Source organism: Burkholderia sp. MS389, assembly GCF_016899425.1.
GTDB lineage: Bacteria > Pseudomonadota > Gammaproteobacteria > Burkholderiales > Burkholderiaceae > Burkholderia > Burkholderia sola.
Genome location: NZ_CP045996.1, coordinates 1,136,841 through 1,161,596 on the forward strand (window position 1 = coordinate 1,136,841; position 24,756 = coordinate 1,161,596).

At 59.8% G+C, this 24,756-nt stretch carries 21 protein-coding genes and 3 pseudogenes; 2 read left to right on the forward strand and 22 right to left on the reverse strand.

The genetic code is table 11. The features are described 5' to 3' along the window. Nucleotides 1-42: 42 nt before the first annotated feature. Nucleotides 43-580, forward strand: a pseudogene (locus GJG85_RS34685) (DDE-type integrase/transposase/recombinase); the annotation flags it as partial. 88 nt (nucleotides 581-668) lie between these two features. Here the strand turns inward: GJG85_RS34685 and GJG85_RS34690 are convergent. The 3 genes and pseudogenes from GJG85_RS34690 to GJG85_RS35180 form a co-directional block, all read right to left on the reverse strand. Then, nucleotides 669-4,028 carry an ATP-binding protein gene (locus GJG85_RS34690; RefSeq protein WP_050014186.1) on the reverse strand — a complete coding sequence of 1,120 codons (3,360 nt, stop codon included), beginning with the start codon at nucleotides 4,026-4,028 and terminating at the stop codon, nucleotides 669-671. Beyond that, the gene (locus GJG85_RS34695; RefSeq protein WP_063772897.1) at nucleotides 4,025-4,699 is read right to left on the reverse strand and encodes a response regulator transcription factor; all 675 of its coding nucleotides are present in this window, start codon (nucleotides 4,697-4,699) and stop codon (nucleotides 4,025-4,027) included. The genes GJG85_RS34690 and GJG85_RS34695 overlap by 4 nt, the downstream gene beginning before the upstream one ends. Nucleotides 4,700-5,161: 462 nt before the next feature. Further along, nucleotides 5,162-5,496 (reverse strand): annotated as a pseudogene (locus GJG85_RS35180) (DUF2827 family protein); the annotation flags it as partial. Nucleotides 5,497-5,520: 24 nt separating this feature from the next. On the opposite strand from GJG85_RS35180, the pseudogene GJG85_RS35185 reads away from it, so the two are divergent. Beyond that, nucleotides 5,521-5,792: pseudogene (locus tag GJG85_RS35185) on the forward strand (transposase); the annotation flags it as partial. Between the two features lie 41 nt (nucleotides 5,793-5,833). Here the strand turns inward: GJG85_RS35185 and GJG85_RS34705 are convergent. From GJG85_RS34705 to GJG85_RS34795, 19 genes are all read right to left on the reverse strand, one after another. Continuing rightward, nucleotides 5,834-6,400, reverse strand: a complete 567-nt coding sequence (locus tag GJG85_RS34705) for a hypothetical protein (protein WP_143328937.1) — start codon at nucleotides 6,398-6,400, stop codon at nucleotides 5,834-5,836. A gap of 11 nt (nucleotides 6,401-6,411) precedes the next feature. Then, the gene (locus tag GJG85_RS34710; RefSeq protein ID WP_204384639.1) at nucleotides 6,412-6,927 is read right to left on the reverse strand and encodes a CS1 type fimbrial major subunit; all 516 of its coding nucleotides are present in this window, start codon (nucleotides 6,925-6,927) and stop codon (nucleotides 6,412-6,414) included. 286 nt (nucleotides 6,928-7,213) lie between these two features. After that, nucleotides 7,214-7,990, reverse strand: a complete 777-nt coding sequence (locus GJG85_RS34715) for a hypothetical protein (protein WP_204384641.1) — start codon at nucleotides 7,988-7,990, stop codon at nucleotides 7,214-7,216. Between the two features lie 204 nt (nucleotides 7,991-8,194). Continuing rightward, entirely contained in the window at nucleotides 8,195-9,532 is a 1,338-nt protein-coding gene (locus tag GJG85_RS34720; RefSeq protein WP_204384642.1) for a hypothetical protein, read from the reverse strand. Next, a complete protein-coding gene (locus tag GJG85_RS34725) occupies nucleotides 9,495-11,996 on the reverse strand; it encodes a TcfC E-set like domain-containing protein (protein ID WP_204384644.1) in 2,502 nt (833 codons plus the stop codon). The genes GJG85_RS34720 and GJG85_RS34725 overlap by 38 nt, the downstream gene beginning before the upstream one ends. Before the next feature lie 471 nt (nucleotides 11,997-12,467). Then, nucleotides 12,468-13,025: a hypothetical protein gene (locus GJG85_RS34730; protein ID WP_050014180.1), complete on the reverse strand. Its 558-nt coding sequence runs from the start codon at nucleotides 13,023-13,025 to the stop codon at nucleotides 12,468-12,470. An 11-nt stretch (nucleotides 13,026-13,036) separates the two neighbouring features. Then, nucleotides 13,037-13,549 (reverse strand): CS1 type fimbrial major subunit, encoded by a 513-nt coding sequence (locus tag GJG85_RS34735; protein ID WP_050014179.1) that lies wholly within the window; start codon nucleotides 13,547-13,549, stop codon nucleotides 13,037-13,039. A gap of 512 nt (nucleotides 13,550-14,061) precedes the next feature. Beyond that, complete coding sequence (locus GJG85_RS34740) at nucleotides 14,062-14,619, reverse strand: hypothetical protein (protein WP_143328934.1); 558 nt, start codon at nucleotides 14,617-14,619, stop codon at nucleotides 14,062-14,064. Between the two features lie 11 nt (nucleotides 14,620-14,630). Next, on the reverse strand, nucleotides 14,631-15,143 hold the full coding sequence (locus GJG85_RS34745) for a CS1 type fimbrial major subunit (protein WP_060733593.1): 513 nt from the start codon (nucleotides 15,141-15,143) through the stop codon (nucleotides 14,631-14,633). A gap of 363 nt (nucleotides 15,144-15,506) precedes the next feature. Beyond that, nucleotides 15,507-16,052, reverse strand: a complete 546-nt coding sequence (locus tag GJG85_RS34750) for a hypothetical protein (protein WP_143328933.1) — start codon at nucleotides 16,050-16,052, stop codon at nucleotides 15,507-15,509. A gap of 11 nt (nucleotides 16,053-16,063) precedes the next feature. Further along, nucleotides 16,064-16,576, reverse strand: coding sequence for a CS1 type fimbrial major subunit (locus tag GJG85_RS34755; RefSeq protein WP_050017733.1), 513 nt, complete (start codon nucleotides 16,574-16,576; stop codon nucleotides 16,064-16,066). Nucleotides 16,577-17,356: 780 nt separating this feature from the next. Further along, nucleotides 17,357-18,436, reverse strand: a complete 1,080-nt coding sequence (locus tag GJG85_RS34760) for a hypothetical protein (protein WP_204384646.1) — start codon at nucleotides 18,434-18,436, stop codon at nucleotides 17,357-17,359. A 10-nt stretch (nucleotides 18,437-18,446) separates the two neighbouring features. Continuing rightward, on the reverse strand, nucleotides 18,447-19,361 hold the full coding sequence (gene flgL, locus GJG85_RS34765; protein WP_050017735.1) for a flagellar hook-associated protein FlgL: 915 nt from the start codon (nucleotides 19,359-19,361) through the stop codon (nucleotides 18,447-18,449). A 249-nt stretch (nucleotides 19,362-19,610) separates the two neighbouring features. Beyond that, nucleotides 19,611-20,951 (reverse strand): flagellar hook-associated protein FlgK, encoded by a 1,341-nt coding sequence (gene flgK, locus GJG85_RS34770; RefSeq protein WP_063772919.1) that lies wholly within the window; start codon nucleotides 20,949-20,951, stop codon nucleotides 19,611-19,613. Nucleotides 20,952-20,997: 46 nt separating this feature from the next. Continuing rightward, entirely contained in the window at nucleotides 20,998-21,330 is a 333-nt protein-coding gene (locus GJG85_RS34775) for a hypothetical protein (protein ID WP_143328931.1), read from the reverse strand. A gap of 14 nt (nucleotides 21,331-21,344) precedes the next feature. Next, the gene (locus tag GJG85_RS34780) at nucleotides 21,345-22,469 is read right to left on the reverse strand and encodes a flagellar basal body P-ring protein FlgI (RefSeq protein WP_050017738.1); all 1,125 of its coding nucleotides are present in this window, start codon (nucleotides 22,467-22,469) and stop codon (nucleotides 21,345-21,347) included. Between the two features lie 56 nt (nucleotides 22,470-22,525). Then, the gene (flgH, locus tag GJG85_RS34785) at nucleotides 22,526-23,191 is read right to left on the reverse strand and encodes a flagellar basal body L-ring protein FlgH (protein WP_050017739.1); all 666 of its coding nucleotides are present in this window, start codon (nucleotides 23,189-23,191) and stop codon (nucleotides 22,526-22,528) included. Beyond that, nucleotides 23,191-23,976 carry a flagellar basal-body rod protein FlgG gene (gene flgG, locus GJG85_RS34790; protein WP_200891644.1) on the reverse strand — a complete coding sequence of 262 codons (786 nt, stop codon included), beginning with the start codon at nucleotides 23,974-23,976 and terminating at the stop codon, nucleotides 23,191-23,193. Before flgG ends, flgH begins: the two co-directional genes overlap by 1 nt. Nucleotides 23,977-24,027: 51 nt before the next feature. Continuing rightward, nucleotides 24,028-24,753, reverse strand: a complete 726-nt coding sequence (locus GJG85_RS34795; protein WP_089490250.1) for a flagellar basal body rod protein FlgF — start codon at nucleotides 24,751-24,753, stop codon at nucleotides 24,028-24,030. Between the last annotated feature and the right edge of the window lie 3 nt (nucleotides 24,754-24,756).

The window sequence follows — 24,756 nt, forward strand, 5'->3', positions numbered from 1 at the left end:
ATCCACTTTTGAAATCGTGGATCAGGCATATTTAATTTTTCAGACGGCAAGGTGGCCGTCGCGCGCAGCAATCACCTATGGTGCTCGGACGGCCTCGAATTCCACGGCGACAACGGCGAGCCGCTGTGCGTATCATTCGCACTGGATTGATGTGATCGTGAGGCGATGAGTTGGGCAGGCACGACGGAAAGCCATAGCGGCGACATCGTGCGAGACGTGATGCTCGCTACAGTGGAAAATCGGATTGGCGACGAACTGCATAAGCCATCCGAAATCGAATGGCTGAGCGACAACGGCGAGCTACATGGCCGACGACACGCGCCGGTTCGCAGTGGCCATCGGCCTAAAGGCATTGACCGCACTGGTGTCCAGCCCACCAAGTAATGGGATGGCCGAGAGCTTCGTGAAGACGACGAAACGCAACTACGTCGCCGTCATGCCGAAGCCGGACGCAGCGACTGCTACACGCAACTTGGCCATCGCGTTCGAGCATTGCCACGAGAAGCATCCCCATAGCGCGCTGAAATACCGCTCGCCTAGCGAGTCCCGGCGTTCGATGGATTCGGCAACCTTAGTGTGATGCCGTGTCCGGTATTACAGGGCCAGCTCCACCGGCGTGGGACCCTTGAAGGCCGTTGAGCGTGTATCTCGACCGCTGGCGTCACCTTTCAGGAATACTTTTGGGCTGTAGCATGCAGCGCCAGCCAAGACTCCACCGCATCGACAAACGACTTGCGATCTGCTTCCTCGACACATTTGGATTCCGCTATCTTCGCGGCCCAACCTTCCAAGTGACTCACCAGCTCGCCCCTATCAAGAATCATCAGGGCGCCCTGAATCCGGTGCAATCTTTCCAGCACCTCGGATACGTGACCCGCCTGCACCATCAATCGGAGTGCTTCTCTGTCGGAAATCCACGATTCGATGAACAACGATAGAAGTCGGCTGACACCAGGTGTAGCCCGTGGCAATTGCTGAACGTCGCCAGGCCCGAGCACGTTTTGCAGCACGAGAGAAAGGTCGCTCAAAGTCGACGGTTTTGTGATGAGCGCGTCGAACGGGGTGTTTGCCACTCCCGCGAGTGTCGCATCGGCAGTACACGAAACGACCGGCCACGATATCCCCGCTGCTCGCAAGTCGGACAACAGCTCCGCTCCGCCCTTGCCGGGCAAATTGGAATCGGTGACGACGAGATCGTAGATCCGGGACTGGCAACGTCGAATGCCATCCTCCGCGCTACCGACGACTTCTACATGTCCGATCCCGAGCATCCGCAATTGATCGTACATCAACTGCGCACTGACTCGGTCGTCCTCAACCACCAGGACGCTGGCATCACTCCACGCACCACCCGTGATCTCGCCGGAACCGTCAGTGCTCTGACGGCCATCATCATCCGCTCCGGAAAGGACCAGTTCGATCGCATCGAGAAGCAACTGACCGCTGTAAGCGCTAATTGTGACGGCATGGCCTGTGGAGATCGGGACAAGCGGCCCATCCAGGCCGATCGTTATGCGACGGTAGGCACCACTCGTTTTGGGCGAACCGTCATGTTCGAGCCAGTCGCGCGCGTCGATGAAAACGGTGGATGCAGGCGCTTCCTCCCGCCCGTCATCCTGACCACTCGTGACGCGGGCCGCCGGATACCACGCGCTGAGCTGGGCCACCAGTTGCCCACGCCAACTGGGAATATCGCAATTCACCACGAAATCGATGCCTTGGCCGGCATTGCCGTTGATTCGCGCCGCTGAATCGTGACGAAGCGGCAACACGACGGTGAAGATCGATCCGACGCCAACCTCGCTTTCGACGGTGATATTGCCACCCATTCGTTCGGCGATTTTCTGGCAAAGAGACAAGCCGAGCCCGGTACCTGCTCGCGAACTTTTCGGCCCGGCCGAGCCCTGGACGTACGGCATAAAAATCTTTTCAATCTCGTCTTCGGGAATACCCCTGCCGGAGTCAGCGACGCGGAGCCGAACCTGGCCGTCCTCCGTCGAGCCGAGTGAAACCGTGATCGCCCCGTGAGATGTGAACTTGACTGCGTTGCCAATGAGATTGGTGACTATTTGCGTGAACCGGTACCCGTCGCAAATCCACGTGCCCCGTAGCGCCGGATCGATCAGGCAGAGAAGCCGCACGCCGTTCTTCTGCGCGTCCACCGCAAACGTCCGGCTTGCCTGCTCGACGAGTTGATCAATGTGTTGTGGCTGTTCCTGTAGCAGGAACTCACCTGCCTCGATTCTGGACAGATCAAGCACGCCGTTGATCAGCGAAAGGAGTGAGCCAAACGAGTCCTGCGCGATCAATAAGCGCGAGCGCTGCTCCTCGGTCAATCCCATCCGCGAAAGCAATTCAAGATTCCCTAATGCCCCGTGCAACGGTGTCCTGATTTCATGGCTCATCGTCGCCAAAAACATTCCCTTCTCGTGACTTTCGGCCTGAGCACGCGCTCGAGACTCTCGCAGCCGCCGTTCGATTTCCTTTCGCTTCGCCAAATCGACCATCCCGATCACGAAAACATCGTCTCCGCGATACTTTGCCTGCGCATAGGCAACCTCGAGATCAGGCTCCATCTCAAACCGGCTTACCACGCCGGAGCGCTCGGCACTTCCCGCATGAAACCTGACCAGTGCGCCGGCACGTGCAAGTACGTTGTCGGGGCTGGCGTCCTTTTCCCCTTGGCTGGCAAAGGCCATCTGGAGGCTCTGCGCTTCCGCGTTCTGCAGCAGGATGGCTCCGCTCCTCCTGGCCACGACGGTCAAGCTCACCGGCGCGACCTGGATGATGGACCGACTGAACGCCTCGCCCTCTAAAAGGCTATGCAGTCGCTCGCTGGACGGCCGAATCACCTCACGATTCATCCAGAACGCGCCTCCGATGACCAGACCGCACCCACTCAGCGTCGCGAGTACAACAAGCAGCAGTTGCTGGGTGATTGCGCCCAGAAGGTCGCTCCAGGTATATGCATATACCGCGACCCACTGCGGGCCCGGCACACGTTGAATAACGAAGAAGCTGCCCTCCCGCCAGATGCGTTGGGGCCGTCCGTTCGCCGCCTGGTATACCCATGGATTTCTCGATATGATTTCCGCCCAATGCGCCTCTTGCGGATTCGTTTCGTCGATACCCAATAGTCGCTGCACCGCGCACGAGACAACAAAAAAATGCGGATCGCCTTCGTTGTGCAGAAAATACTGATTGAATCGATTACACGGAATTGACAACGCGATCGTTGCCTTGCGTTGCTCACCCTCGTAGACGGATGTCGCAAAATACGTGGTCGTCATGTCGTTGAGCGGATCCTTGGACCCGGTCACCCACACAACCTTGCCCCGCACTCCATTCCGGGCATCGCGCTGCATCTCCTCTTCGACAGGCTCCATGCGTTTCCCGATGAAGTCTTCCGCGGCCTTGTCAGTGTTCAGCTCGGCAATCTGGTCCGGTGCGAGTGGCGGAAGCGTGGCCAAAAATCGCTTATCGGGCGTATAGATAAACCCTTCCGATAGCGCTGGCGAGTTGTCCTGAGGGGAAAGCGAAAATGTCGACGCATATCTTGCCAGATCGATCAAATTTGTCTGGCGAGCCGCGTCCGCGGGTGAAGTGAGTGTCGACACGACCGAGAATGCGCGGGTCGCCGCAGATCCGGGCACTGTCTGAGCCAACTGGTTCTTTCTGGGCAACAGAACTTTCCGTGCCCGCGAGTCGCCTGACTCCAGGTACTCCTTTGCAATCTGGTACGTCACGACCAACTGGCGAATGCGGGCCTCGCGCCTGTCGACCTCCTCCTTCAATGCCTCTCTCTGCGCGGAAAATTGCTGCGCAAATTCCTCGTGCTGGTGTGATATCAGGAGTTCGGTCACGCCCCCGGCGCATACCAGGATCAGGCACGTCAGCGTTATGGTCGAAACAATCAGCAGGCGCTTTGAGAACGTCAACCTGAGCGGGACGTAAGCTGGGGTTGCCGTTACGATTCCGTCGTCGGCCCCATCCGAAGCTTCCTCTGCGTTGCCGCGAGACTGGCTCATGAGCCGAAATGCTCCGTGTAGATGCGGTAGAGGTCCGCTTCGGATCTTGCCCCCAGTTTGTGCATGGCCCTCATCTTCTGGTGGCTGATGGTCTTGATGCTGCGATTCGTATGCATCGCGATTTCCGTCACCGACATCCCGCGCCCAAGCATTCGAAATATTTCGAGCTCGCGCTCGCTGAGCGATTCGATCGAAGTCTGCGCTGCATGTCCGGCCTCGAGCAGGTCGACAGCCACGGCCGGATCAACGAACGTTTGCCCGGCATGCACACGGCGCACGATTGCAGCCAGGCGCGCGAAATCCTGGCTTGATTTTCTCAGGAAGCCTGCAACGCCCGTATTCATGACGCGAGAGACGAGCAGCGCGATATCTTGATGTGCGGTCAGCACGACGATCGCAACATGTGGATGGCTGCGCCTTAGTCGCTTGAACAGTGCCACTCCATCCGGCTGCTGATCGCCGCTGAACGAATAGTCGCAGATCAAGACATCGCAAGGCTGCTGTTGCAACAAATGCAGCAGCTCCGAAATTGTCGATGCAACACCGGCCACATTGATATCCATCTCGGCCGACAGGATCGCGGCGACGCCGGTAGAAACTACCGGATGGTCATCGGCCACGACGACATTGATGCGACGACGCGCGTTGCCGCTTTCAGTGGATGCATTCATCAACATTTTCCCAAAAAACAGCTGTCTATCCTTCCGATGCCCAGTTGCAATCCGGGGGCTCGCCTTTCGGCCCTCTGTCAATCTTAATCAACTTTCTATTCGGATACCGACCCAGCCGGGATTTCTCTTCGAACGTCGCGTCTGCATGCGCGGGGATTCATGTTACCCATGGTGGCTTGCGGAGCGGCGGCGCACCGCGATGTCACGGCATTCGCCAGGTCACCTTTCTCGACGTCTCGCCTCGAGCATGGCATTTTGCAATGCACAATATCCAAGAGCTTACGCAGAATGCCGCCCAGGACACCTTTCTCCTATTTCAGCCCCACGAAGCACTCGTTGACTGCATTCTAAATCTAGATCGTCCGCAAATTAATCAGGCTGACATCATCGCATCCGGTGGATAATTCGTCGAGACCCAAGCCCTGACACAGGCACCAAAGCCTCCAAAGAATATACGATGTGTCATGCATCGCGACAGAGCGATGCGATCGCGTAGGAATACACAGCGACGTTGCCAGGATTGTGGATGCTGACCGAATTGAGCAGGTGCTTCGAGCGCTCGCGGCACGCGCCGCGATTTTCGCGTCGTGCTCCGTAAATGCCTGTAGCAGCACGCGCCCGGCCGGGCGTCGAAGTCCGGATAGAAATACCCGGCCTTGCCGAGGAACGGCGAGTTATCGGTCGACAAATGGTCTGCCGTACAGCAGCTCGTAGCACAGGTAGTTCTGCGCGTTTTCCTACGTGCGCGACACCACTGCGTTGCCGTAGGCGGCCATGAACCCGTACACCGGGTAGCGCGGCACTCTCGAATGTCGTGATTTCATAAAGGTCACCGCTGTGCAACGGTGGTGGTCGATCTGCTCAGCCGGAAAATACTTTGAATCGGCCGGGGTTCGCTCGCGTGAGATGGCCGGGCCATTCAATCAGTGCCCCAAAGATGCAGCCAAGCGTATCGAAGCGGCAGCGATCGACATTGCCGCGGCCTATGAACTCGAAATCCGGGAACAGTGGTTGCAGGCGGAAATCGCCTTCGAGCTGCACCACTTTCGTGACCAAGTATGGCCGCGAAGTGATCGATCGGGTGCGGGTCGACCCTCCACCACCTACTTCAACGAAGCATTTACCCTATCTTATTCAAGTTTCCGAAGCCGCATCAAAAACAAAAGTGAAATCACCCGTGTACACCCCTGGCTTTTGTGTACCGTCCAACATACTGCCGCTTCCACCATTAAAAAGTTTGGCTGCGTAGTTGAACGTTGTACCGACGGCGGCATCCGTGCTTGCGATCGTGAAAGTGGCGCTTTGTCCCGGCAAGTAGTCATTGGTACTCGGCCTCGATCCAATTTTGGCGTACGGTCGAATGCGGATATAGCTGCCTGGATCGTCCTTGTGAACCAAATGCACTTGATAGGTATTTCCACTCAGCTCTTGGTTATGGCGATAAGTCACGCGAACGGGACCATAAGAGCTTTTGACACCAAAGCTAACAAGGTGATTTATTGGCTGCTCGCTCCCGTCCCAGTCGTCCGGAACCGGAATTGAAAGTGCCTGATCCAGCGATACGTCTGGTTTCACCTCAAAGTATTTCTGCGAGGGCACTTCACCGGAGATCTGAACATCGAAATCGATCGGCTCCGGATTTCCCGCATACGCCGAGATCGCACATGCACTCGCAGCGATTGCCAAAGCAAGGTTTTTCATCTGATTACTCCTTACTCCACTTCAGTTTCAAACACGAGGGGCACTGTGCCCATATACTTACCCGCCACCGGGGCGGCCTTGATTTTGTCGCTCGCCTCCCCGGGCGTGATCACCAGCTCGATCGACGTGCCGCTCTTCGCCTCGTCCTTCGTCACAACCTCGACAGGATCAGTGCCGACGTCCTTGCCGCCGACCTTGGCACCCACCTTGAAGTAGGCTTGCGCGTCGGCTTCGTGGACGAGGCGCGGCCCCGCGGCGTCTGCAAACTTGACCCGCACCTTGCCCACCCCGCATTTCGCGGTCACCTTCAGCTTCAACGACTCGAACTTTTTCCGGTCGTCGCCCCACTTGATCGGCTGCTGCTTGGTAAGGTCCCAACCAACCGCCTTGATCTCGATACTGCTCGCCACCGGTACCTCAGCGCTCAGCTTGATCTCCAATTCCTGCGGCTTCAGCGGCGCTGCGTGCGCGGCACCGGCGATTGCGATCGCACCCAGCAGACACGCGCGGATGATAGATTGATGCATACATGTTCCAGGAGCGGTTAATAGGGCAGCGCATCGGACTGGCGCTGCCAACCACATTTTCGGTGCCGAGCCAGTTTGACCCAATCAGACAACTCTTATTTTTGCACTCCCGATCAAGAAGGAGCACTCATAGAGGTCATCGGGGTCGCTCCTCGTGGAGCGCGCGACGGTTGTCGACCAACCGACCTATCTCTCGGAGTACACCGCTCGCAAGTTGGTGGGCCAGCCTCACTGCGGCCTTGCCACTTGCGTTGCGGTGGGATACTTCAGCGGAGGAAGGTCATCGTCACGCCCCTGACGCGACTTGCCCGGCCTCGACATGCATCCTCGTTCGCTTTTCACCTTCGCGCAGTTCGAACTCGCAACGCGAGCCGGCTTCGCACGGCAGCTCCTTCGTTTTCCCCGGGCGGATGTAGTACGCCGTCGGTTCACCGCATGCACCGTTCTTCTCCTTGCACACGCGATAGGCCTCGAGCGTCACCATCGAACTTCCCTTGTTCTCGACGATGCTCTTGCCACCCTCCACTTTGAACTCCGTTTGATAGCGCTCATCGCCCGGACGCACGATCACCATGGCCCCGTATCCGGTCAGGACGTTGATGCCCGCGGACAGCGATTCCTTGTATTGCTCGATTTCATCGTTGCTCAGCACAAAGTCGTCTTTCGCCTTCGGCACGACAGGTACAAAGCGCACGCGATAGTAGCGCTCCGCGTCGCGCTTGCCGCGATAGAGCAGACGCACCGATTGGGCACCCTCGGCCGGCACGATCAGGCGAGAGGGACTCGCGATCAGCCCTTGGCCGTCTCGTTGGGTCAACAGTGCGGAGTCGAGCGGCACCTCTTCCTGCTTGCCGTCTTCTTTGAACACGACCTCGCTCACCTCGACCCGTACGAATGCAGTCGCATCCCCCTTATTCCGGATCCGCTTGAGGATCGATGACTGTTTTCCTCCCATGTACTCGAACATGGGGCCAATGTTGATCGACGGCGTGCCCGCACTGACCGAAAGCGAGCACATGGCCAGTAGGCCAGCAAACATACACTTCGCGAGATTGACTTTCATTCGATACTCCTTTTATCGGCACTGAATGCGATCTCGCCCGATGCTTCCAGGGCCCGTCTTTCGCTCATTGCGTGTGTGCCAGTTCAAAAAATATGCAGCGATTGCGTGGACCGGCTGCATGTCAGAGATCCCATTTTCCGCATGCCGGGTTACGGCGAATATCGGAATAATCTGAAAGCGGCGGCTGCAGCCCTGCTCGCCGCGTCAGTCGGTAATCGCATCAAATACAACGGAGACCCTTCCTGTATAGGTCGTCCCCGGATGCTGGCCCATCTCTGAGACCCCCGGGCCGTCAATGGCGACATGGGCCGTTGCCACGGCATTGTCCAGATACCGGTCGACATCGAGCGCGGCGGGTGCCCGCGTGGTCAGTGGAATCCGACTAAATGGCGCTTTACGGTCAGTAGTCGCGCCGATCACCGTCAACGAAAGATCGACGGGCACGACCGAGCCATGGGCGTTGCGCATTACGCAGCGGCCTGCTGCGTCTTCACCGTCCTCGCACCGCAGGCTTACCCGCAGCGGCTCGCCCGTAGACAGTCCGTACATGACATCACGCTCGATCCTGGTAGAGGGCTTGCCTTCGGCTATCCAGTTCAACCAGCCCTGAGCTGGAGCGAGCTTGACATCGTTACCGGCGCCCGAGTCCGTGATCATGAATTTGTGGCGCACCTTCAGCACGAACGCGACATCAACGCTCGAGCGCGCCACCTGAGCATGCGCGCCGAAGTCGAAATCCTTTCCTGGCCCAACCGTGAAGGTGTGCACCCCTTGGTAAGTGCCATTGGGCAGCGATACGGGATCCGGCGTGACCAGCTCGTAGGCCACGGCAAGTGAACTTCCATCGAGGACGACTGCTCCGGCGGGAAGCGACTGTCGAGGGGTTTTGAAACAACCCCCACCGTCGCGGGGCAAACGCCAACCGAACCGATAGGCATTTGCCGTGGCCATAGGCTGGACGGAGAGCGCCGTACATCCTGCCGGCGGCTGTAGCCAGCCGCCTCCATTCCAAAGGGCCGCATGTGCCGTTTCAGCGCTTCCTGCCGGCGTACCGGTCAGTTGGTACACATCCGGCCGGAGCGTGTATTGCCCGACAATGCCCGCGACCCGGAAGGTGACCGCAGTGACCCGGTTCGTGCGTTCGTCCCTGAGTTCGACGCGAATCGGATGAGCTGGCGCCCGAAGATATACGCCATCCTGCCCATTCGCACCGCTATCGAGTGCACTGTAGCTCACATCGCCCACCGGCAGGTCGACAGTCGTCACACCTGCACAGCCACCAGGATCGGCCGTACAAAAGCTCGCCGGCCTCGTGATATTGCGAAAGCCGTTTTCGCCTTGGGTCTGCGCACCGGGCAGGTATTCAGCCTCGATCGACATATCGGCGGCACGCGCGACCGTTACACCGGCTAGCACCAGAACCGAACCGGCCAGCCATCGCATGAGCACGATGAGCGCTCGGACGGTGGATGCGCGCGCACCCCGATTGGCGCTACCCTTCTGATTAGCCCTGTTCATCGCGGCTTTCCCCTGAATCGGCATTGGTCTGCTCCTGTTCACATTCCAACTCCCCGACGATCAGAGAGTCACCTTCCATTTGATGGTCCTGCGGCTTCAGGTGAAGCGTGCGGAGCGGCTTGCCCCCTTTCTCGACCTTTACGATCGGATTGGCGTGGCTCACTTCGAGCGCGAAAAATCCGTCGGCCTCGGTGACCGACCGGCCCGCGGGGCTGGACAGGTGAGCTGCTCGCACCGGATTGCCTGCATGGTCGACCAGTCGACCGATCACCGTCATCGTCTTCATGACCTGTACCTTCTCGTACCCGACGCCGCCCTTGTTCAGGTGGTAATGCGTCGTGCTCGGCTGCAGCGTCGCGGCCGGCGCCTGCGATCGATCGAAGAAATACTGGAGTCGACCCGCGCGATAAGCCGACACGGGCACCAGATTGCGACCCGGGTGCAGTTCAATGCTGCCCCCCGAGGTGTCCTGGGCACGCACCTTGACGTCCTCGAAATCGGATGCCAAGTCCACGATCACCGCGGACTCGCCGTTGAAGGCGTTGCCCTTGCCAGATACGGCAGCGGACTTGCCGTTCGTGCCAACGGTACTGGACAGGTTCATCCCGCCGGCAAAGCCGCCTTCCTTGGACGAGCGCTGGAGGAACGCATCGCCGCGAGCCACCGAATGTTCGAACTGCGTGGTGGCGCCCACGCTCAAGCCATACCGGTCGACGGTTCCGTTCGCCCCCACCGACTTGAAGAAGCCACCGTCGAGCTCCTGCCGTACGCCCAGCGACGCATAATGATCTCGCTGGCCATCCGAGCCGCTTCGCGTTCCGAGGTTCACGTTGTAACTGCGTTTTTCCTTGCCCAGCGCAATACTCAAGCCAACATCGACGCCTCGGTTACGGGTTCTCGCCAACGTCCCGGTGGGGCGATCGAAGCCGGACACACGCCAGGTGAGATCATTGCCGAACAAGCTATGTCGATGCGAAACTGACAGGTCGACACCGAGGCCGGTCGTCGCGCCGCTGGCGTATGAAGCGCGCGACATGATGCTCGTTTGCGGCGTGAAGCGATGGCTCCACGTAATCGCCGAGTCATGCACCTTGCCGCTGCGCACGCTCGCGCGCGCATTCCGATGCCGCCGGTCGCTGCGTTGCCAGCGCTGGCTGTGGCTCAGCGATACGCTCCCGTCCCGGTATGGCATCAGGATCTGCACATCGCCACCGACTCCGTGCTTCGAGGAGTGGTACACATTCCAGTAGGTTCGCGCACGGTCCGTAAACTGCCAGTCGAGCGACGCGCCGAACACGTTGGCGTCGGCCACATGCTGCGCCGACGCACCGAGCACGACCCGCGGATGGGCGAGGTAGTTGATCGCGCCACCCGCGGTGAACGCGTGCGAACGATCCTCGCCGATCAGGTTGCGTTCCTGTCCAGCAAAAAATGCGTACTTCCACCGTTGTGTGGGATCGCTCCACGCCGCGGGCTTGTAGACGAGCTCGTTCTGCGTGGACACAACCTGACCATCCTCGACGAGCCGGACCTCCACTTCATAGATGCCGCTGGGCAGCGGGCGCGTATCGACGACCTGCAGCCCCGGTTGCACCGATTGGCTGTGGATCAACGCGCCATTTCGGTAGATTTCCACCATGCCCTGGCGATTGGCGGTCACATAGACGGGATAGAGGCTCGGGCGCGCGCCTTCGACCTCGCGCGCCTCGGAGGTGCCGAACATCACCCCAAGCGTCGTCGCCGCGCCTCCGCCTGGCATGCGCGGAGGCCGGATACCCGTTGCCAGGTCCGGCGTAAAGAAGCCCGCGCGCGCGAATTTGCCCTCGAACTCGCGCTGCGCGTACAGGCTGGGCACCGAGTATTCAATCTCGCTGGCTCGCCGCATGCCGCGGTTCTGCGTCGCCTGCAATCCGGTCGTGATGGACCAGTTGCCCACGCTACCGATGGCGTCAAACGAATACCGCCCGCCGATTTCACGGCCCTGGCCACCCGTGAGATTCAGGTAGTTGTACGTAATCAGGCCGGTGCTTCCACTGGCCGGCAGCGGATGATATTTCTTCTGCTCACCATCCTGTTCCGCACGGCGCGTCACGATCGATAAAACGGAGTCCTGGAGGTTGTAGTGAAGCGCGAGCACACCGTCGCAGTTGGTCTCGCAGGCGCCGAGCGCACGCGGCTTACGGAGAAATTTTTCGATCAGCTCGCGATCGCCCTGTTCGATGTCGTTGCGCCGCTCATCCGAGAGCGCGACCAACTGGACCTTTCCATCGCGACTCAACGTGATCGTGCCCTCGCCTGCCGAATGGCCATCGAAATCGATTCGCACAACCAGCGGCGAATCGAACAGTTGCTCGAGAAAATCCGCCGGAAGCTGCTCCGCCTGCTCGAATAGGTCCGCTCCCGAGCCGGCAACCTCCGCACGCGCGAACGCGCCCTGTTGGCACAGCGCGCCAATGGCAAGAAAAATAGCAACGCTGATCTTGCTCATTTTTGGCATAGCTGCTCCGACATTCGTCAAATTCCGTTAAATGGTTAACCCGCCAGATGCGCGGAACAATCGAAACCGGACACGCCGCATTGGCGAAATGCGCCACAAGCCACGCGAGCACTACCGCCCGATGGACGTGGTGATTTATCTGTGTGGACGGCCGGGAAGCGCAACGCCGACGGGATACGATCGGTGTCGACTGATGAAATTATGAGAAATTGAATGGCCGAAACGAATCAGAGAATTCTGATTTAGGAGGCCAAGACACGGCTGAAGCGGCTTGGTAAACCGGCAGATTATTAAATAATGAAAAGCGGCGCCGGTTTGTTTGGACAGGCCTGCGCCATGCTGGCGCGCGATGGCCATTGAACCGGCGCCCGCGGGAGGACGGATTCATCGCTATTTATAGGGACGAATCCGTTGTCGTGCGCTGGCGGGGGAGAACCACCACGCACGCGCGAAAGCACCACCTTAAGACTCGACCCCGGTCTCGAAGATCGCAGTCATCGTGCCAGTGTAGGTACCGCTACGCGGGACGCGGTTCGGAGTGTGAAGGCGCAGTCGGGCACCAACCCAGTCGCCTTTGGCGGCCGACCCGGCCCACACGGCCTGCACTCGCTTGCCGTTCATCGCCCCCCAACCGATCCACCCCCCATTCGCTTTAGTTGTATCGGCGTCAAGCTCGACAAAATCGTCACCACTTTCGTGCACGAGCACCCCACGGTTTTCTGCCGACACGTCTTTGCCCTGCAGCGGAGACCGAAGTTCAACATAGATGGGTCCATAGGTGCTTTTCACATCCCATTGGACTTCCACCATCTGGAGACTCCCGCCACTCCAGTCCCAGCCGTCTGGCACGGTCCACTTTACGTTGGCGCCATCCCAGTTGCCCCTGTGCTTTACTTCAAAGACATCCTGCGTCGGAACTTCACCGGCGAGTTGAACCTTGAGATCGATCGGCTCCGGATTTGCCGCATACGCCGACATCGCACATGCACTCGCAGCAATTGCCAAAATCAGCTTCTTCACCTGACCACTCCTTACTCGACTTCAGTCTCAAACATCAACGGCACCGTGCCCGCATAGTTGCCCGCCAGCACTTCCGTCTTGATCTTGTCGCTCGCAACCCCGGGCGTGATCACCAGATCGATCGACTTGCCGTTCTTCGCCTCGTCCTTCGTCACAACCTCGACGGGTTCAGTGCCGACATCCTTATCGCCGACCTTGGCACCCACCTCGAAGTACGCTTCCTCGTCGCCTGTGTGGACGAGGCGCGGCACATCGGCGCTCGAGAACTTGACCTGCACCTTGCCCACCCCGCTTTTCGCACTCACCTTCAGCGTCAGCGGGTTGAACTTTTTCTCGTCGTCGCTCCACACGAGCTTCTGCTGCTCAGCACGGCTCCAACCGTCCTCCTTGATCTCGAAGCCACCCACTGCCGGCACCTCGGCGCTCAGCTTGATCTCAAAGCTCTTCTCCTTGACCTCTGCGTGCGCGGTACCGGCGATTGCGACCGCGCCCAGCAGACACGCACGAATGATAGATTGATGCATACATACTCCAAGAATGATTAATAGGGGCTGCGCAATAGAGTGCGCTCTGCCAGCCACATTTTCGGTTCCGAGCCGCTCCGACTAAATCAGACAACTCTTATTTGTTCTCTGCTGCCACGATAGGATTACTAATATATTTCATCATCTGGGCCGCTTCTCGCGGAGCTCGCGATGGCTATCGGCTAACGGCCAGGCATATCGATTGACTGGGCTGCGCCCAGTTTTAGCCCGAACTGCGATTAGAGCCGAGGCTAAGATCGATGCTTCGCGTCGTACGCCCGTACGAACTGCGAAGGCGTCAGAAAGCAGCCTCGCCAACGAGCAAGCTTTACACTAAACGCCAAGGCGCACCGCAAATACAACACCCTTTTGGACAGGCCAGCGCCACTCGGACACGCAATGGCCATTGAACCGGCGCCTGCGGAAAGACGGATTCGCCCCTGTTTACAGGGACGAATCCGTCGTCGTGTGCTGGCGGGGAGGGCCGCACACGCACGTGCGAAAACACCACCTTAAGACGCGACCTCAGTCTCGAAGATCGCAGTCATCGTGCCAGTGTAGGTACCGCTAGGCGGAATGCCATGCGGAGCCTCCAGGCTCAATCGGACACCGACCCAGTCGCCCCTGGCGGCCGACTCGGCCGACAAAGCAAGCCTCCCCTTGTCGTGATTCATCAACTCCCACCCCGCCCATCCCCCAGTTGCCTGGGTTACATTCGCATTGACCTCGATAAAGTCGTCGCCATTATCGTGTAAGAGCACTCCTCGAACGTCCTTCGACGGGGTTTTCCCCTGCAGAGGAGACCGCAGCTTAATATGGACAGGTCCATAGGTGCTCTTTACGTCCCACCTGACTTCCGCCAGTGTAGACGTCCCCTTGCCACCCCATCCGTCTGGCACGGTCAACTTTACGTTGGCGCCATCCCAGTCGCCCTTGTGAGTTACTTCGAAGATGTGCTGCGGCGGGACTTCACCGGCGAGCTGGACCTTGAGATCGATCGGGTCCGGATTTGCCGCATACGCCGACATTGCACATGCACTCGCAGCAATTGCCAAAATCAGCTTTTTCATCGAACTCCTCCTTACTCGACCTCAGTCTCAAACATCAACGGCACCGTGCCCGCATAGTTGCCCGCCAGCACTTCCTTCTTGATCTTGTCGCTCGCAACTCCGGGCGTGATCACCAGATCGATCGACTTGCCGTTCTTCGCCTCGTCCTTCGTCACAACGTCGACGGGTTCAGTGCCGACATCCTTATCGCCGACCTTGGCACCCACCTCGAAGTAGGCTTCCTCGTCCTGTTGGTGAACGAGGCGCGGCACATCGGCGCTCGAGAACTTGACTCGCACCTTGCCCACCCCGCTTTTCGCACTCACCTTCAGCGTCAGCGGGTTGAATTTTTTCTCGTCGTCGCTCCACGCGAGCTTCTGCTGCTCGGCACGGTTCCAACCCTCTTCCTTGATCTCGAAGCCGCCCACAACCGGCACCTCCGCGCTCAGCTTGATTTCAAAGGTCTTCTCCTTGACCTCTGCGTGCGCGGCACCGGCGATTGCGACCGCGCCCAGCAGACACGCACGAATGATAGATTGATGCATACATACTCCAAGAATGGTTAATAGGGGTAGTGCAATAGCGTGCACTCTGCCAGCCACATTTTCAGCATCTGATCAGCCTGACCCAATCAGATAACTCTTATTTGCGCACAACCAATTAAGACCGGACTACTAACAGATATCGTCAGGGCCGTTTCTCGTGGAGCTCGCGATGGTCGTCGACTAATGGCCAGGCATCGATTGACTGGCCTGCCCCCTGTTTTAGCCCGAACTGCGGTTTGAGCCGAGGCTAACATCGATGCTTCGCGTCGTGCGCCCGCACGAACTGCGAAGCCGTCAGAACGTAACCTCGCCAACGTGCAAGATTCACACTAAACACCAAGGCGCACCACAAATACAACACCCTTACCCATCGATATCCGTCTCAAAGACCACAGACACAAGCCCTGTATAGGCGATGCCGCGTTTCACGGGAATGGTATCGTCAAAATAGACCCCTAGCCGCAATTTCATTTCGCCGCCATTTGCCGCGATTTCTTTACTTGCGACCTCCATTTTCGCCTGATCTACCCATTTCTCACTCGTCCCACCGGCAGCAACCAGCCTTCGCTTTACACCGATCTTCGAGATTCCATCTTCACCCTGGAAACGCCAGCTACCAGCAGCCATTGACTCTCCACCCGAAGTCGCTGACAGCGTCATATGAATAGCGCCATAGCTACTTTTAACTTGAAATGGAAATTCTCTATACCGCACCGTGCCACCCCACTCCTGCGGAATGTCAATCTTGGCCTCCTCACCACTTGCCCAGCCAACTGGCGTTACTTCAAAGACGCCCTGCGGCGGGACTTCACCGGCGAGCTGGACCTTGAGATCGATTGGCTCCGGATTTGCCGCATACGCCGACATTGCACATGCACTCGCAGCAATTGCCAAAATCAGCTTTTTCATCGAACTCCTCCTTACTCGACCTCAGTCTCAAACATCAACGGCACCGTGCCCGCATAGTTGCCCGCCAGCACTTCCTTCTTGATCTTGTCGCTCGCAACTCCGGGTGTGATCACCAGATCGATCGACTTGCCGTTCTTCGCCTCGTCCTTCGTCACAACGTCGACGGGTTCGGTGCCAACATCCTTATCGCCGACCTTGGCACCCACCTCGAAGTAGGCTTCCTCGTCCTGTTGGTGAACGAGGCGCGGCACATCGGCGCTCGAGAACTTGACTCGCACCTTGCCCACCCCGCTTTTCGCACTCACCTTCAGCGTCAGCGGGTTGAACTTTTTCTCGTCGTCGCTCCACGCGAGCTTCTGCTGCTCGGCACGGTTCCAACCCTCTTCCTTGATCTCGAAGCCGCCCACAACCGGCACCTCCGCGCTCAGCTTGATTTCAAAGGTCTTCTCCTTGACCTCTGCGTGCGCGGCACCGGTGATTGCGACCGCGCCCAGCAGACACGCACGAATGATAGATTGATGCATACATACTCCAAGAGTGATTAATAGGGGCAGCGCAATAGCGTGCACTCTGCCAGCCACATTTTCGGTTCCGAGCCGCTCCGACTAAATCAGACAACTCTTATTTGTGCACTGCCGGCAGGATAGGATTGCTAACAGATCCCAACGAAGCCACTCCCAGCGAAGCCCCGGTTTCCGCCGACTAACGGCTATGCATTGCAATAGACGACCAGGACGTCGAGTGAAGGTTACTGCCCGGAGGTTGGCCTGCAGCCTTGTGTCATCGAGACAAAAGATCAGTGCTATCGCGCAATGCCGCCGGCGTCTTTAGTGCATCGTCGCCGTTCGCGATGGCAGACGCCACGAGAGAGGCGCTCAACATCACGAACTCCGAGGTTCCGTAGCCCAACCTCTCTGCGGCCCGTTCTACATGGTGATAATCGCCGGGATGGACCTCCAAAACGACTACCTTGTTTTCGCATCGATTGTTATTCACCGAAGCTCTCTCCTTTCGTTTCCCGTGGCCAAGATTTTGAACCCTGTCGGCGGAGTCCAATTGAAGCTGATGGTACCGACAGTGGCAAGCCACATCGATCAGAAATGTCTCAAAAGAGTCTCGGGTTCGCCTCGGCGCAGGCTTCGAGTCAGCGGCGTTACAGAATTCCGACCTTGCGTCGAACGGGGCATCGATAGATAGTCTGATCGGCACGGCGCCATTGAGCGGCCTCGGTTCCGGGGCGTACTTCGCGGACGTACGTGCCGGCCCGCATTGGACCCATCCGGCTTTTCCTCGCCCCCACACCGTCAATGCTTAAGTAGTGCTTCGACTCTCCCGCGGCTCAGACCAAACAACGTCGACGTGACGACGGACAGCACTTTGAAGTCCGCCGAGTCGGCAAGCGCGTCCGATACCGACTGAATGTCCGTCGTCGCCCGCACGACTGCGGGCCCGTGCTTGTCGCCTTGCAGGGCGTGTCCCGCGGTATCGAGGTGGGCGCGCAGCGTGCGGTCCGCTTGCGTCAACCCGTCGAGCGCGTGCACCACCTCGCGCAATGCCGCGCGCCGCGACACGCGGTCGGTAACTTGCCAGCGCGATGGATCGATGGCTTCCGGCACCGCGTCGACTTGCGCGCGGCTGGGACGGCCTCCAGGGAACCGCCTGCCCCCGCCCTGCACCATCAGATGATCGCGCACGATGGGCCAGCGCGACTCCGCCACCGTGAAATCGATCTGGCCGTCCGCGGCCAGCGCCGCGCGAACGCCCGTGCAGGCCAGCGCACGGTCCAGCTCGCGCGTAAAGGCGGCTGCGTCGAGCGGCGCATCTCCAAAGCTGACCGATACCGGCTGCTTGCCCAAGCCGGCCGGGTGGAAAACGAGCGTTTCCGCACCGCCGCTTCGCCATTGCTCGACATCGAGCGCGCGCATGCGGAACGTGCATACTGCATCGGCAGCCGGATGCACCACCAACTGCGCATCCAGCACACCGCCCGCCAGCGCCGCGCGGTCGCGCCAGAGCGCGCCGAATTTCGCAATAAGCTCGGCAGCACCGTCGCCGCTGCGTTCCGCGCCGCTCAAGGCCATGCCGATCGTCCTCTTCAACCCGCGCAACTGCCCGGCGGCCGTCTCTACAAACACCAGCGCGCGCTGCGCGACAGTCACGTCGGCATTCAGTTGTGCGTGGCGTGCGGTGAAGGCGACCGACACGTCCGGGAAGCGCGGCGCCACGGCGGTAATTCCCGATTCCGGTAGGTGGGCAATCGACGCCGAGGTAAGTGCGGCGGCCTGCTTCGTACGAGCACCACGCTGCGTGCGGCTGGCCACGTGCGCATCATCACGCCGGGAAACCAGCCGACCGCGAACGGGTGGGGTAGATCCCATCTTCATCAGCGGGGCCTCAGATTGCGTCGAACAGCGACAACTGCGTCATGCGCGTATAGATCGCGTACGAACCTTTCACGGCTGCGATGTAGTTGTTCAACTGGTCGATCGCCTCGGCAAAGTCCAGTTCCCCCACCAGACTAACGGCTTGCCCGTTGGCGACGAGCTGCGCCGAATGATTCTCGCTCATCAGATCCAGCGTGTTCTGGGCACCGCCCAGATCGGTAATCTTCACGCTCAGGGCATCGATACCGTTGCGCTTGACCGAATCCAATGCCGCACTCAAGACGCCTCGCACCGCCGGTGCGCTCGGATCGACTTCAGGATTCTCCATGGCCGCAATCGCCGCCTCCAGCTTGTTCATCACATCGGCCAGAGGCTCGACCGTGACGTTGGCATTCTGCGTGACGCCGTGGCCGATCACCACTTGCTGCAGTTCACCATTGCCGGCGTACGAGTAGCGACTGCCGACAGGCGCGGTCGCGTCATATGCAATCGGCGCCGTATTCGTTTGCGAGCCGGAGAAAAGAAAGTTGCCATCGCCATCCTTGGCGTTGGCGGCCTGCTTCAGATTGTCGAGCCGCATGCGCAGCGGCGCGGCGAGCGCATTCAGATCGGCCGCGCTACGACTACCGTCGGCGGCAGACAGCAACGAATCGTGCACGGACATCACCGTGTCGAGCATGCCGTCAAGATGCACTTCATTCTTTTGCAAGCGCACCGAGAGGGTATCGATGTTGTTCCGATAACGCTGAAGCAGCGAGGTGTCGCGGTCAATCAGCAGCAACCGCGCGGCCGCAATCGGGTCGTCCGATGCCCGCTGCACTCGCTGGCCCGTGGATATCTTGGACGTGAGATCGGCGGCCATGCTGTTCGACGCGCGTAGCGTCGCGAGCATGGTGTTGCCGAAGTGTTGACTGGCGATACGCATGTGCTCTTTACCGAACGCATCCCGACTGCAATAGCTTTCCTGTGGTCGTACCGAGGTTCGGCTCCCTGTCGATATTCGGCCTCTTTTTCAAACGGCCCACGCGCCACGGCTTCCCGATAGAAAGCGCCGACTCGCGCCTGATTCGCTACCTGGCCTTCAACCACATGCGATTACTTTGCAATCTTTCGACGTTCTCCCTGTGTTAAACGTTAGTCTTCGACGCTCGCAGGTGCGAGCCATCCATTCCTCTTAGAAAGCGCGCATCGTCGCGTCGAACAATTCCTTTGCGACGGAAATCACTTTCATGTTGGCCGAGTAAATCTGAAGGGCCTCGGAAATATTGACGGCTTCCTCGTCCATGCTGACCCCGGACAGCGACTGCCAAGCTTCTTCCGCTCGCTGGCGAACATTAACGGCAATTGCCAAGCTCGACTGGTTCTGCTCACTCTGTGTGCCGAGCTTCCCGACGAGCTGCACGTACGCGTCGCCCAACGACGCCTCGCCGAAACCCGGCAAATCGATACGTCGGGAGCGCAGGTCGATCAGCTTGAGAAGATTGTCGCTGTTGCCAGGGGTCTTGGGATCGCCCGAAAAGCCGAGTTCCTCGGGCTTCATCTCGTTAGCCGTCAGGTGGCCCGTTACCGGATTGAACGTGAACAGCGCCTTGCCCGGCGAACCTCCCATGCCGAAGCCTGCAGTGAGCTGGTCGTTGAAGCTGCCCGCGAGTTCGGCCGCCAGCGAGCGGAGCGCCTCCATCTGCGGCAGCAGCGTGTCCTTCGCAAAAGACGACAAGCCGCCCAGCTCACCGCCGACCTTGGCGCCGTCCACCGAATACTGCGTGCCGGCTAGTTCCAGCTTGAGTTCGAACGTGCCGGCGGATAATGTTTCCACCTTCATCTTTGCGACCTGACGGCCCGCAATGAGCGGCGTACCGCCCGCAAGACTCACGTCGACGGCGCCGTCGGGTTGACGAACGGTACGGATATCGACCAGCGCCGACAACTGGTCGATGGCCTGGTCGCGCTGATCGATGAGCTCGGAGGGTGCGCCACCATTGGCTTCCGCATCGGCGACGAGCCGGTTCAACTCGGCGGCAGTTCGGGATAGACCGTTGATCTGCTCCACGGTGGCCGCGCTCTGTTGGCGCAGCGTATCGAGCTGGCCACGCATCATCTGCTGCACACTGTTGAAACTCTTCGCCATGCCACCGGCAGCCAGCAGCACCTGCTGCCGCAGCGCGGAGTTGGCCACATCGGCGCTGGCCGCATCCAGCGCACCAAAAAACTTGCCCATCGAGACTTTGATGCTGCCGTCCTTGAGCCCCATCACTTCCTCGAGCTGACGGAAGTACGATTCCGCCGCCCGATGCTCGCCAACCGATCCGTGGGACGCCCACTTCTGCTGCGTATTGGTGTGATCGCCGAAACGGATCACCGAACTCGCATCGACACCGCCACTCACGCGCGAGGTTCGCAGCACACCCTGGCGCGTGTAGCCGACGGTCTGCTGGTTTGCCGTGTTGCGTGCCGACCTATCCATCGCTGCTCGCGCCCCGAGCGCGCCTGACAAACCAATTTGGGTAATGTTCATAGTGAGGTTCAAGTGCAAAAAATGTGGCGGTGAACGTGTCAATGCGTCAGTCTTTCGACGGCGTCGCGTCAGGCGGCAGCATCTGCGCAACCAGCGTGTCCGCGATGCCAAAGCCACGTTGCTTCGCGATAGCATCGGCCACCGCCCGGTTCGCGTAGTCAAGCATCGCTTCGCTGGAACGGTCGGCAAAGCCATCGTCTCCCTTGAGCTGGTCGGTCGCCTTCTTCATTTCGCTCAACATCTGTGCGATGAAAAGGCCTTCGAATTTCACGGCCGCATCTTCCACGCGCGCGCGGTAAGCTGGATCCGACGCCTTGACGGCCGCGGTCTCAATCGCAGCGTACTGTGCGTGTGGCTGGTATCTGGGTTCAAGCGTCATAATCGAATTCCTCGTCAGATCACCACCAGGTCCCCCGTCAGCGCACCGGCTTCGGAAAGGGCTTGCAGGATCGCCATCAGGTCATCCGGCGTGGCACCGGTGCGGGTGATCGTGTCGACGATCGCTTGCAGGCTAGCGCCCGATGTCCACTGAAACGCATTGCCGCCCGCCTGCGTCACCCCGATCTCACTCACGGGCGCCGTCACGGTGCTGCCGTTGGCGAATGCATTCGGCTGGCTGACCATCGTGCCTTCGGCGATCGTCACCTTCAGCGAGCCGTGCGAGACGACCGCCGGTTTGACCGTCACCCCCTGACTGATAACGACCGTACCGGTGCGCGAGTTAAAGACAACGCGCGGCGCCTCTGCGCCCTTGCTCACCTTCAGCGCGTTCAGGCGGGCAACGAACGCCACACGCTGGCTCGCCACCTGGGGGGCAACCACATCCACCGAGGTAGCGTCCACCGTGCTGGCGACTTCGCTGCCGAGAGCGTTGTTGATAACGTCCGCGATACTGGAGGCGGTCTGGAAATCCGGACGTTTGAGGTTCAAGCGTACGGTCGGCGTATCGGCGAAGTCGGTGGCAATCTCCCGCTCGATCGTTGCACCCTTGGGAATCCGGCCCGTGGTGGGCGTATTGATCGTGACGCTGGTGCCGCTGCGTCCTTGCACATTCAGACCTGGAATCACCAGGTTGCCCTGCGCCAGCGCATAGACGTCGCCGTCCGCCGCACGCAAGGGGGTCATCAGCAGTGTTCCGCCGCGCAGGCTCTTCGCATCACCGAGCGACGAAACAGTCACGTCCACTTTCTGGCCGCGGCGATAGCCCGGCGGGAAAGTCGCGCTCACTATCACCGCGGCCGCGTTGCGCGAACGCAAGTTGGAATTTTCCGGCAGTCGCGTGCCGAATTGCTTGAGCATATTCGTCAGCGATTGGGTGGTGTACTTGGCTTGCGTGCCGTCACCCGATCCGGCCAAGCCAACCACGATGCCGTAGCCGACGAGCGCATTCTCACGCACGCCCTCTACGTCGACCAGGCTACCGACGGTCTGAGCGTGCGCTTCAATTGCGCTGCTTAGCGCGATGCCGATTACGATAGCCAGGGCGGCGACACGGGTTGTGAGTCGGGTTGGTTTCATCGCTTCATCCTGCGGTCGATTGGGCGTCGACCTGGTTCAATCCGTTCGTCGTCAACTCAGAACGGCATCCATGGGCTGTTGAAGAATCGGGTCAACAAGCCGGGCTGGTTTGCGTCCGCCAGCGACCCGCGGCCCGCGTAGGTAATACGCGCATTCGCCACACGTTGAGACGACACACGATTGTTCGAATCGATATCGGCAGCACGCACGTAACCCGCCAAACGCACGTTCTCTTCGCCCTGGTTGAGCACGAGGCGCTTCTCGCCCCGCACTTGCAGCAGGCCGTTGGGCATCACGCGCAGCACCACCACCGTCACCGAGCCGCGCAATGTGTTTTGCTGCGAGCTGGAACCCGCACCGTTGAACCCGCTCTTCGCGCCGAGTTCGGCCTCGACTGGCAGCGCCTTGCCGAACAGTGACGGCTTCTTGGCGCTGAGACTGCTGTCCTTGCCGACCTGCGTGCCGCTTTTCTTGCTCGCCTGGGTCGACTCTTCGAGATCCACCGTCAACACGTCGCCGGCGCGGAAAGCGCGCACGTCCGACGTGAGCGACCACGCCTGATCGGGAACCAGCACGCCGCCCGCCGTGCCCCGACGGATATCGAAAACGGTATCGGGCATGTTGTCGTCGAAGTCCGGCAGCGAACGATCGAACGGCCCGGTCGCACAACCGCCCAGTAAGGCCAGCGCACCGCCCATGGCAACGAAGCGGGTGACCGTCATCAGCGCGCAGCCTGCGACAGGTACTGCATCATGTTGTCGGCAGCCGACAGCACCTTGGTGTTCATCTCGTAGGTGCGTTGGGCAGCGATCATCTCGACCATTTCTTCCACGGCCAATACGTTGGAACCCTCGAGCGCACCTTGCTTGATCGTTCCGATGCCGTTCTGACCGGGCTCACTTTCGGTGGGCGCGCCGCTGGCAACGGTTTCCGCATACAGGTTGCCACCCAATGCGAGCAGGCCAGCCGGATTCACGAATTGAGCAAGCTGAAGTTGACCGACTTCGGCCAGCGTCTTGCCAGCGCCCGTCGAAACCGACACCATCCCGTTCTCGCTGATGGTGATACCCACCGCCTCAGGTGGAATGTCGATACCCGGCACGAGCGGCAGGCCCTGTGCATTGGTCAGACGGCCCTGGTCGTTCAGGCGTAACTGGCCGGCGCGCGTGTAGCCCACTTCGCCGTTCGGCATTTCCACCTGCAAAAAGCCATTGCCGACAATAGCCACGTCCAGCGGCTGGCCGGTCTCCTGGAGCGCGCCAGTGGTGAACACCTTTTGCGTGCCGGCAATCCGCGTGCCGTTGCCGAGTTGCACACCCGGCCCCGTTGCGTTGTCCGATACCTGGGCGCCGGGCTGACGCTCCGCACGGTAGAACATGTCTTCGAAAACGGCACGATCGCGTTTGAAGCCGACCGTGTTGACGTTCGCAAGGTTGTTGGCAATCGCCTGCAGCTTCGCGTCCTGGGCCTGGATGCCCGTCTTGCTGATCCACATTGCGTGATTCATCGTTGCCCTTCAGTGTTGGTTGATTCGTTTGGCACCGGTCCACCCGACCGCTTACCCGCGGATGAGCCGGTTGCCGGCATCGGCCATTTCATCGGCCACCTTGTATAGCTTCATCTGCATCTCGAATGAGCGCGTGAGCGACATCGTTTGCATCATTTCCTCGACGGCCGACACGTTGCTGGCTTCCAAATGGCCGCCCTTGACGGTCACGCTGTCGTCGGCCGCATAGTCGGTACCGGTGCGCGAAACGATGAGGCCCTGTGCGTTCTTCACCAAGTCGGTCGGCTCCGGGTTCACCAGCAGCAGGCGACCCGCGTCCTGCACCTCCTTCTCGCCCGCCGTCACGACGGAAATCGTGCCGTCCGCGCCGATCGTCAACGCGTCGTGCTCGGGCAGTACGATCGGACCGCCTTCCCCCAATACGGCATTGCCGTTCAGGGTAAGTGCGCCATCGCCGTCGAGCGTGAGCGCGCCGGCTCGCGTGTACGCCACGCCCTGAGCAGTCTCCACCGCAAGATAGCCGGGTCCGTCGATGGCCACGTCGAGCGTGCGACCCGTTTCGCTGATCTTGCCGGGCTCGTGATTCACATGCGTCGACGTGAGCGTTGCGTGGTAACGCGAGTCGTAGCCATAACCCCGAGCTGCCTGACTCGTCACACTGGCCAAATCGGCGCGAAAGCCGCTGGTATGCGCGTTGGCAAGGTTGTTGGCTCGCACGTTGAGCGCGCGCAGCGAATGCTCGGCGCCGGTCATGGCCGTGTACAGGAAATTGTCCATCGC

Coding starts and splice junctions, on each gene's coding strand:
- GJG85_RS34695 (WP_063772897.1), bottom strand. CDS start 4,699: ATGAATGCATCCACTGAAAGCGGCAACGCGCGTCGTCGCATCAATGTC.
- GJG85_RS34725 (WP_204384644.1), bottom strand. CDS start 11,996: ATGAGCAAGATCAGCGTTGCTATTTTTCTTGCCATTGGCGCGCTGTGC.
- GJG85_RS34780 (WP_050017738.1), bottom strand. CDS start 22,469: ATGAAACCAACCCGACTCACAACCCGTGTCGCCGCCCTGGCTATCGTA.
- GJG85_RS34705 (WP_143328937.1), bottom strand. CDS start 6,400: ATGAAAAACCTTGCTTTGGCAATCGCTGCGAGTGCATGTGCGATCTCG.
- flgH (WP_050017739.1), bottom strand. CDS start 23,191: ATGACGGTCACCCGCTTCGTTGCCATGGGCGGTGCGCTGGCCTTACTG.
- flgK (WP_063772919.1), bottom strand. CDS start 20,951: ATGAACATTACCCAAATTGGTTTGTCAGGCGCGCTCGGGGCGCGAGCA.
- GJG85_RS34755 (WP_050017733.1), bottom strand. CDS start 16,576: ATGCATCAATCTATCATTCGTGCGTGTCTGCTGGGCGCGGTCGCAATC.
- flgL (WP_050017735.1), bottom strand. CDS start 19,361: ATGCGTATCGCCAGTCAACACTTCGGCAACACCATGCTCGCGACGCTA.
- flgG (WP_200891644.1), bottom strand. CDS start 23,976: ATGAATCACGCAATGTGGATCAGCAAGACGGGCATCCAGGCCCAGGAC.
- GJG85_RS34740 (WP_143328934.1), bottom strand. CDS start 14,619: ATGAAAAAGCTGATTTTGGCAATTGCTGCGAGTGCATGTGCAATGTCG.
- GJG85_RS34775 (WP_143328931.1), bottom strand. CDS start 21,330: ATGACGCTTGAACCCAGATACCAGCCACACGCACAGTACGCTGCGATT.
- GJG85_RS34715 (WP_204384641.1), bottom strand. CDS start 7,990: ATGAAAGTCAATCTCGCGAAGTGTATGTTTGCTGGCCTACTGGCCATG.
- GJG85_RS34795 (WP_089490250.1), bottom strand. CDS start 24,753: ATGGACAATTTCCTGTACACGGCCATGACCGGCGCCGAGCATTCGCTG.
- GJG85_RS34710 (WP_204384639.1), bottom strand. CDS start 6,927: ATGCATCAATCTATCATCCGCGCGTGTCTGCTGGGTGCGATCGCAATC.
- GJG85_RS34720 (WP_204384642.1), bottom strand. CDS start 9,532: ATGCCGATTCAGGGGAAAGCCGCGATGAACAGGGCTAATCAGAAGGGT.
- GJG85_RS34745 (WP_060733593.1), bottom strand. CDS start 15,143: ATGCATCAATCTATCATTCGTGCGTGTCTGCTGGGCGCGGTCGCAATC.
- GJG85_RS34690 (WP_050014186.1), bottom strand. CDS start 4,028: ATGAGCCAGTCTCGCGGCAACGCAGAGGAAGCTTCGGATGGGGCCGAC.
- GJG85_RS34750 (WP_143328933.1), bottom strand. CDS start 16,052: ATGAAAAAGCTGATTTTGGCAATTGCTGCGAGTGCATGTGCAATGTCG.
- GJG85_RS34760 (WP_204384646.1), bottom strand. CDS start 18,436: ATGAAGATGGGATCTACCCCACCCGTTCGCGGTCGGCTGGTTTCCCGG.
- GJG85_RS34735 (WP_050014179.1), bottom strand. CDS start 13,549: ATGCATCAATCTATCATTCGTGCGTGTCTGCTGGGCGCGGTCGCAATC.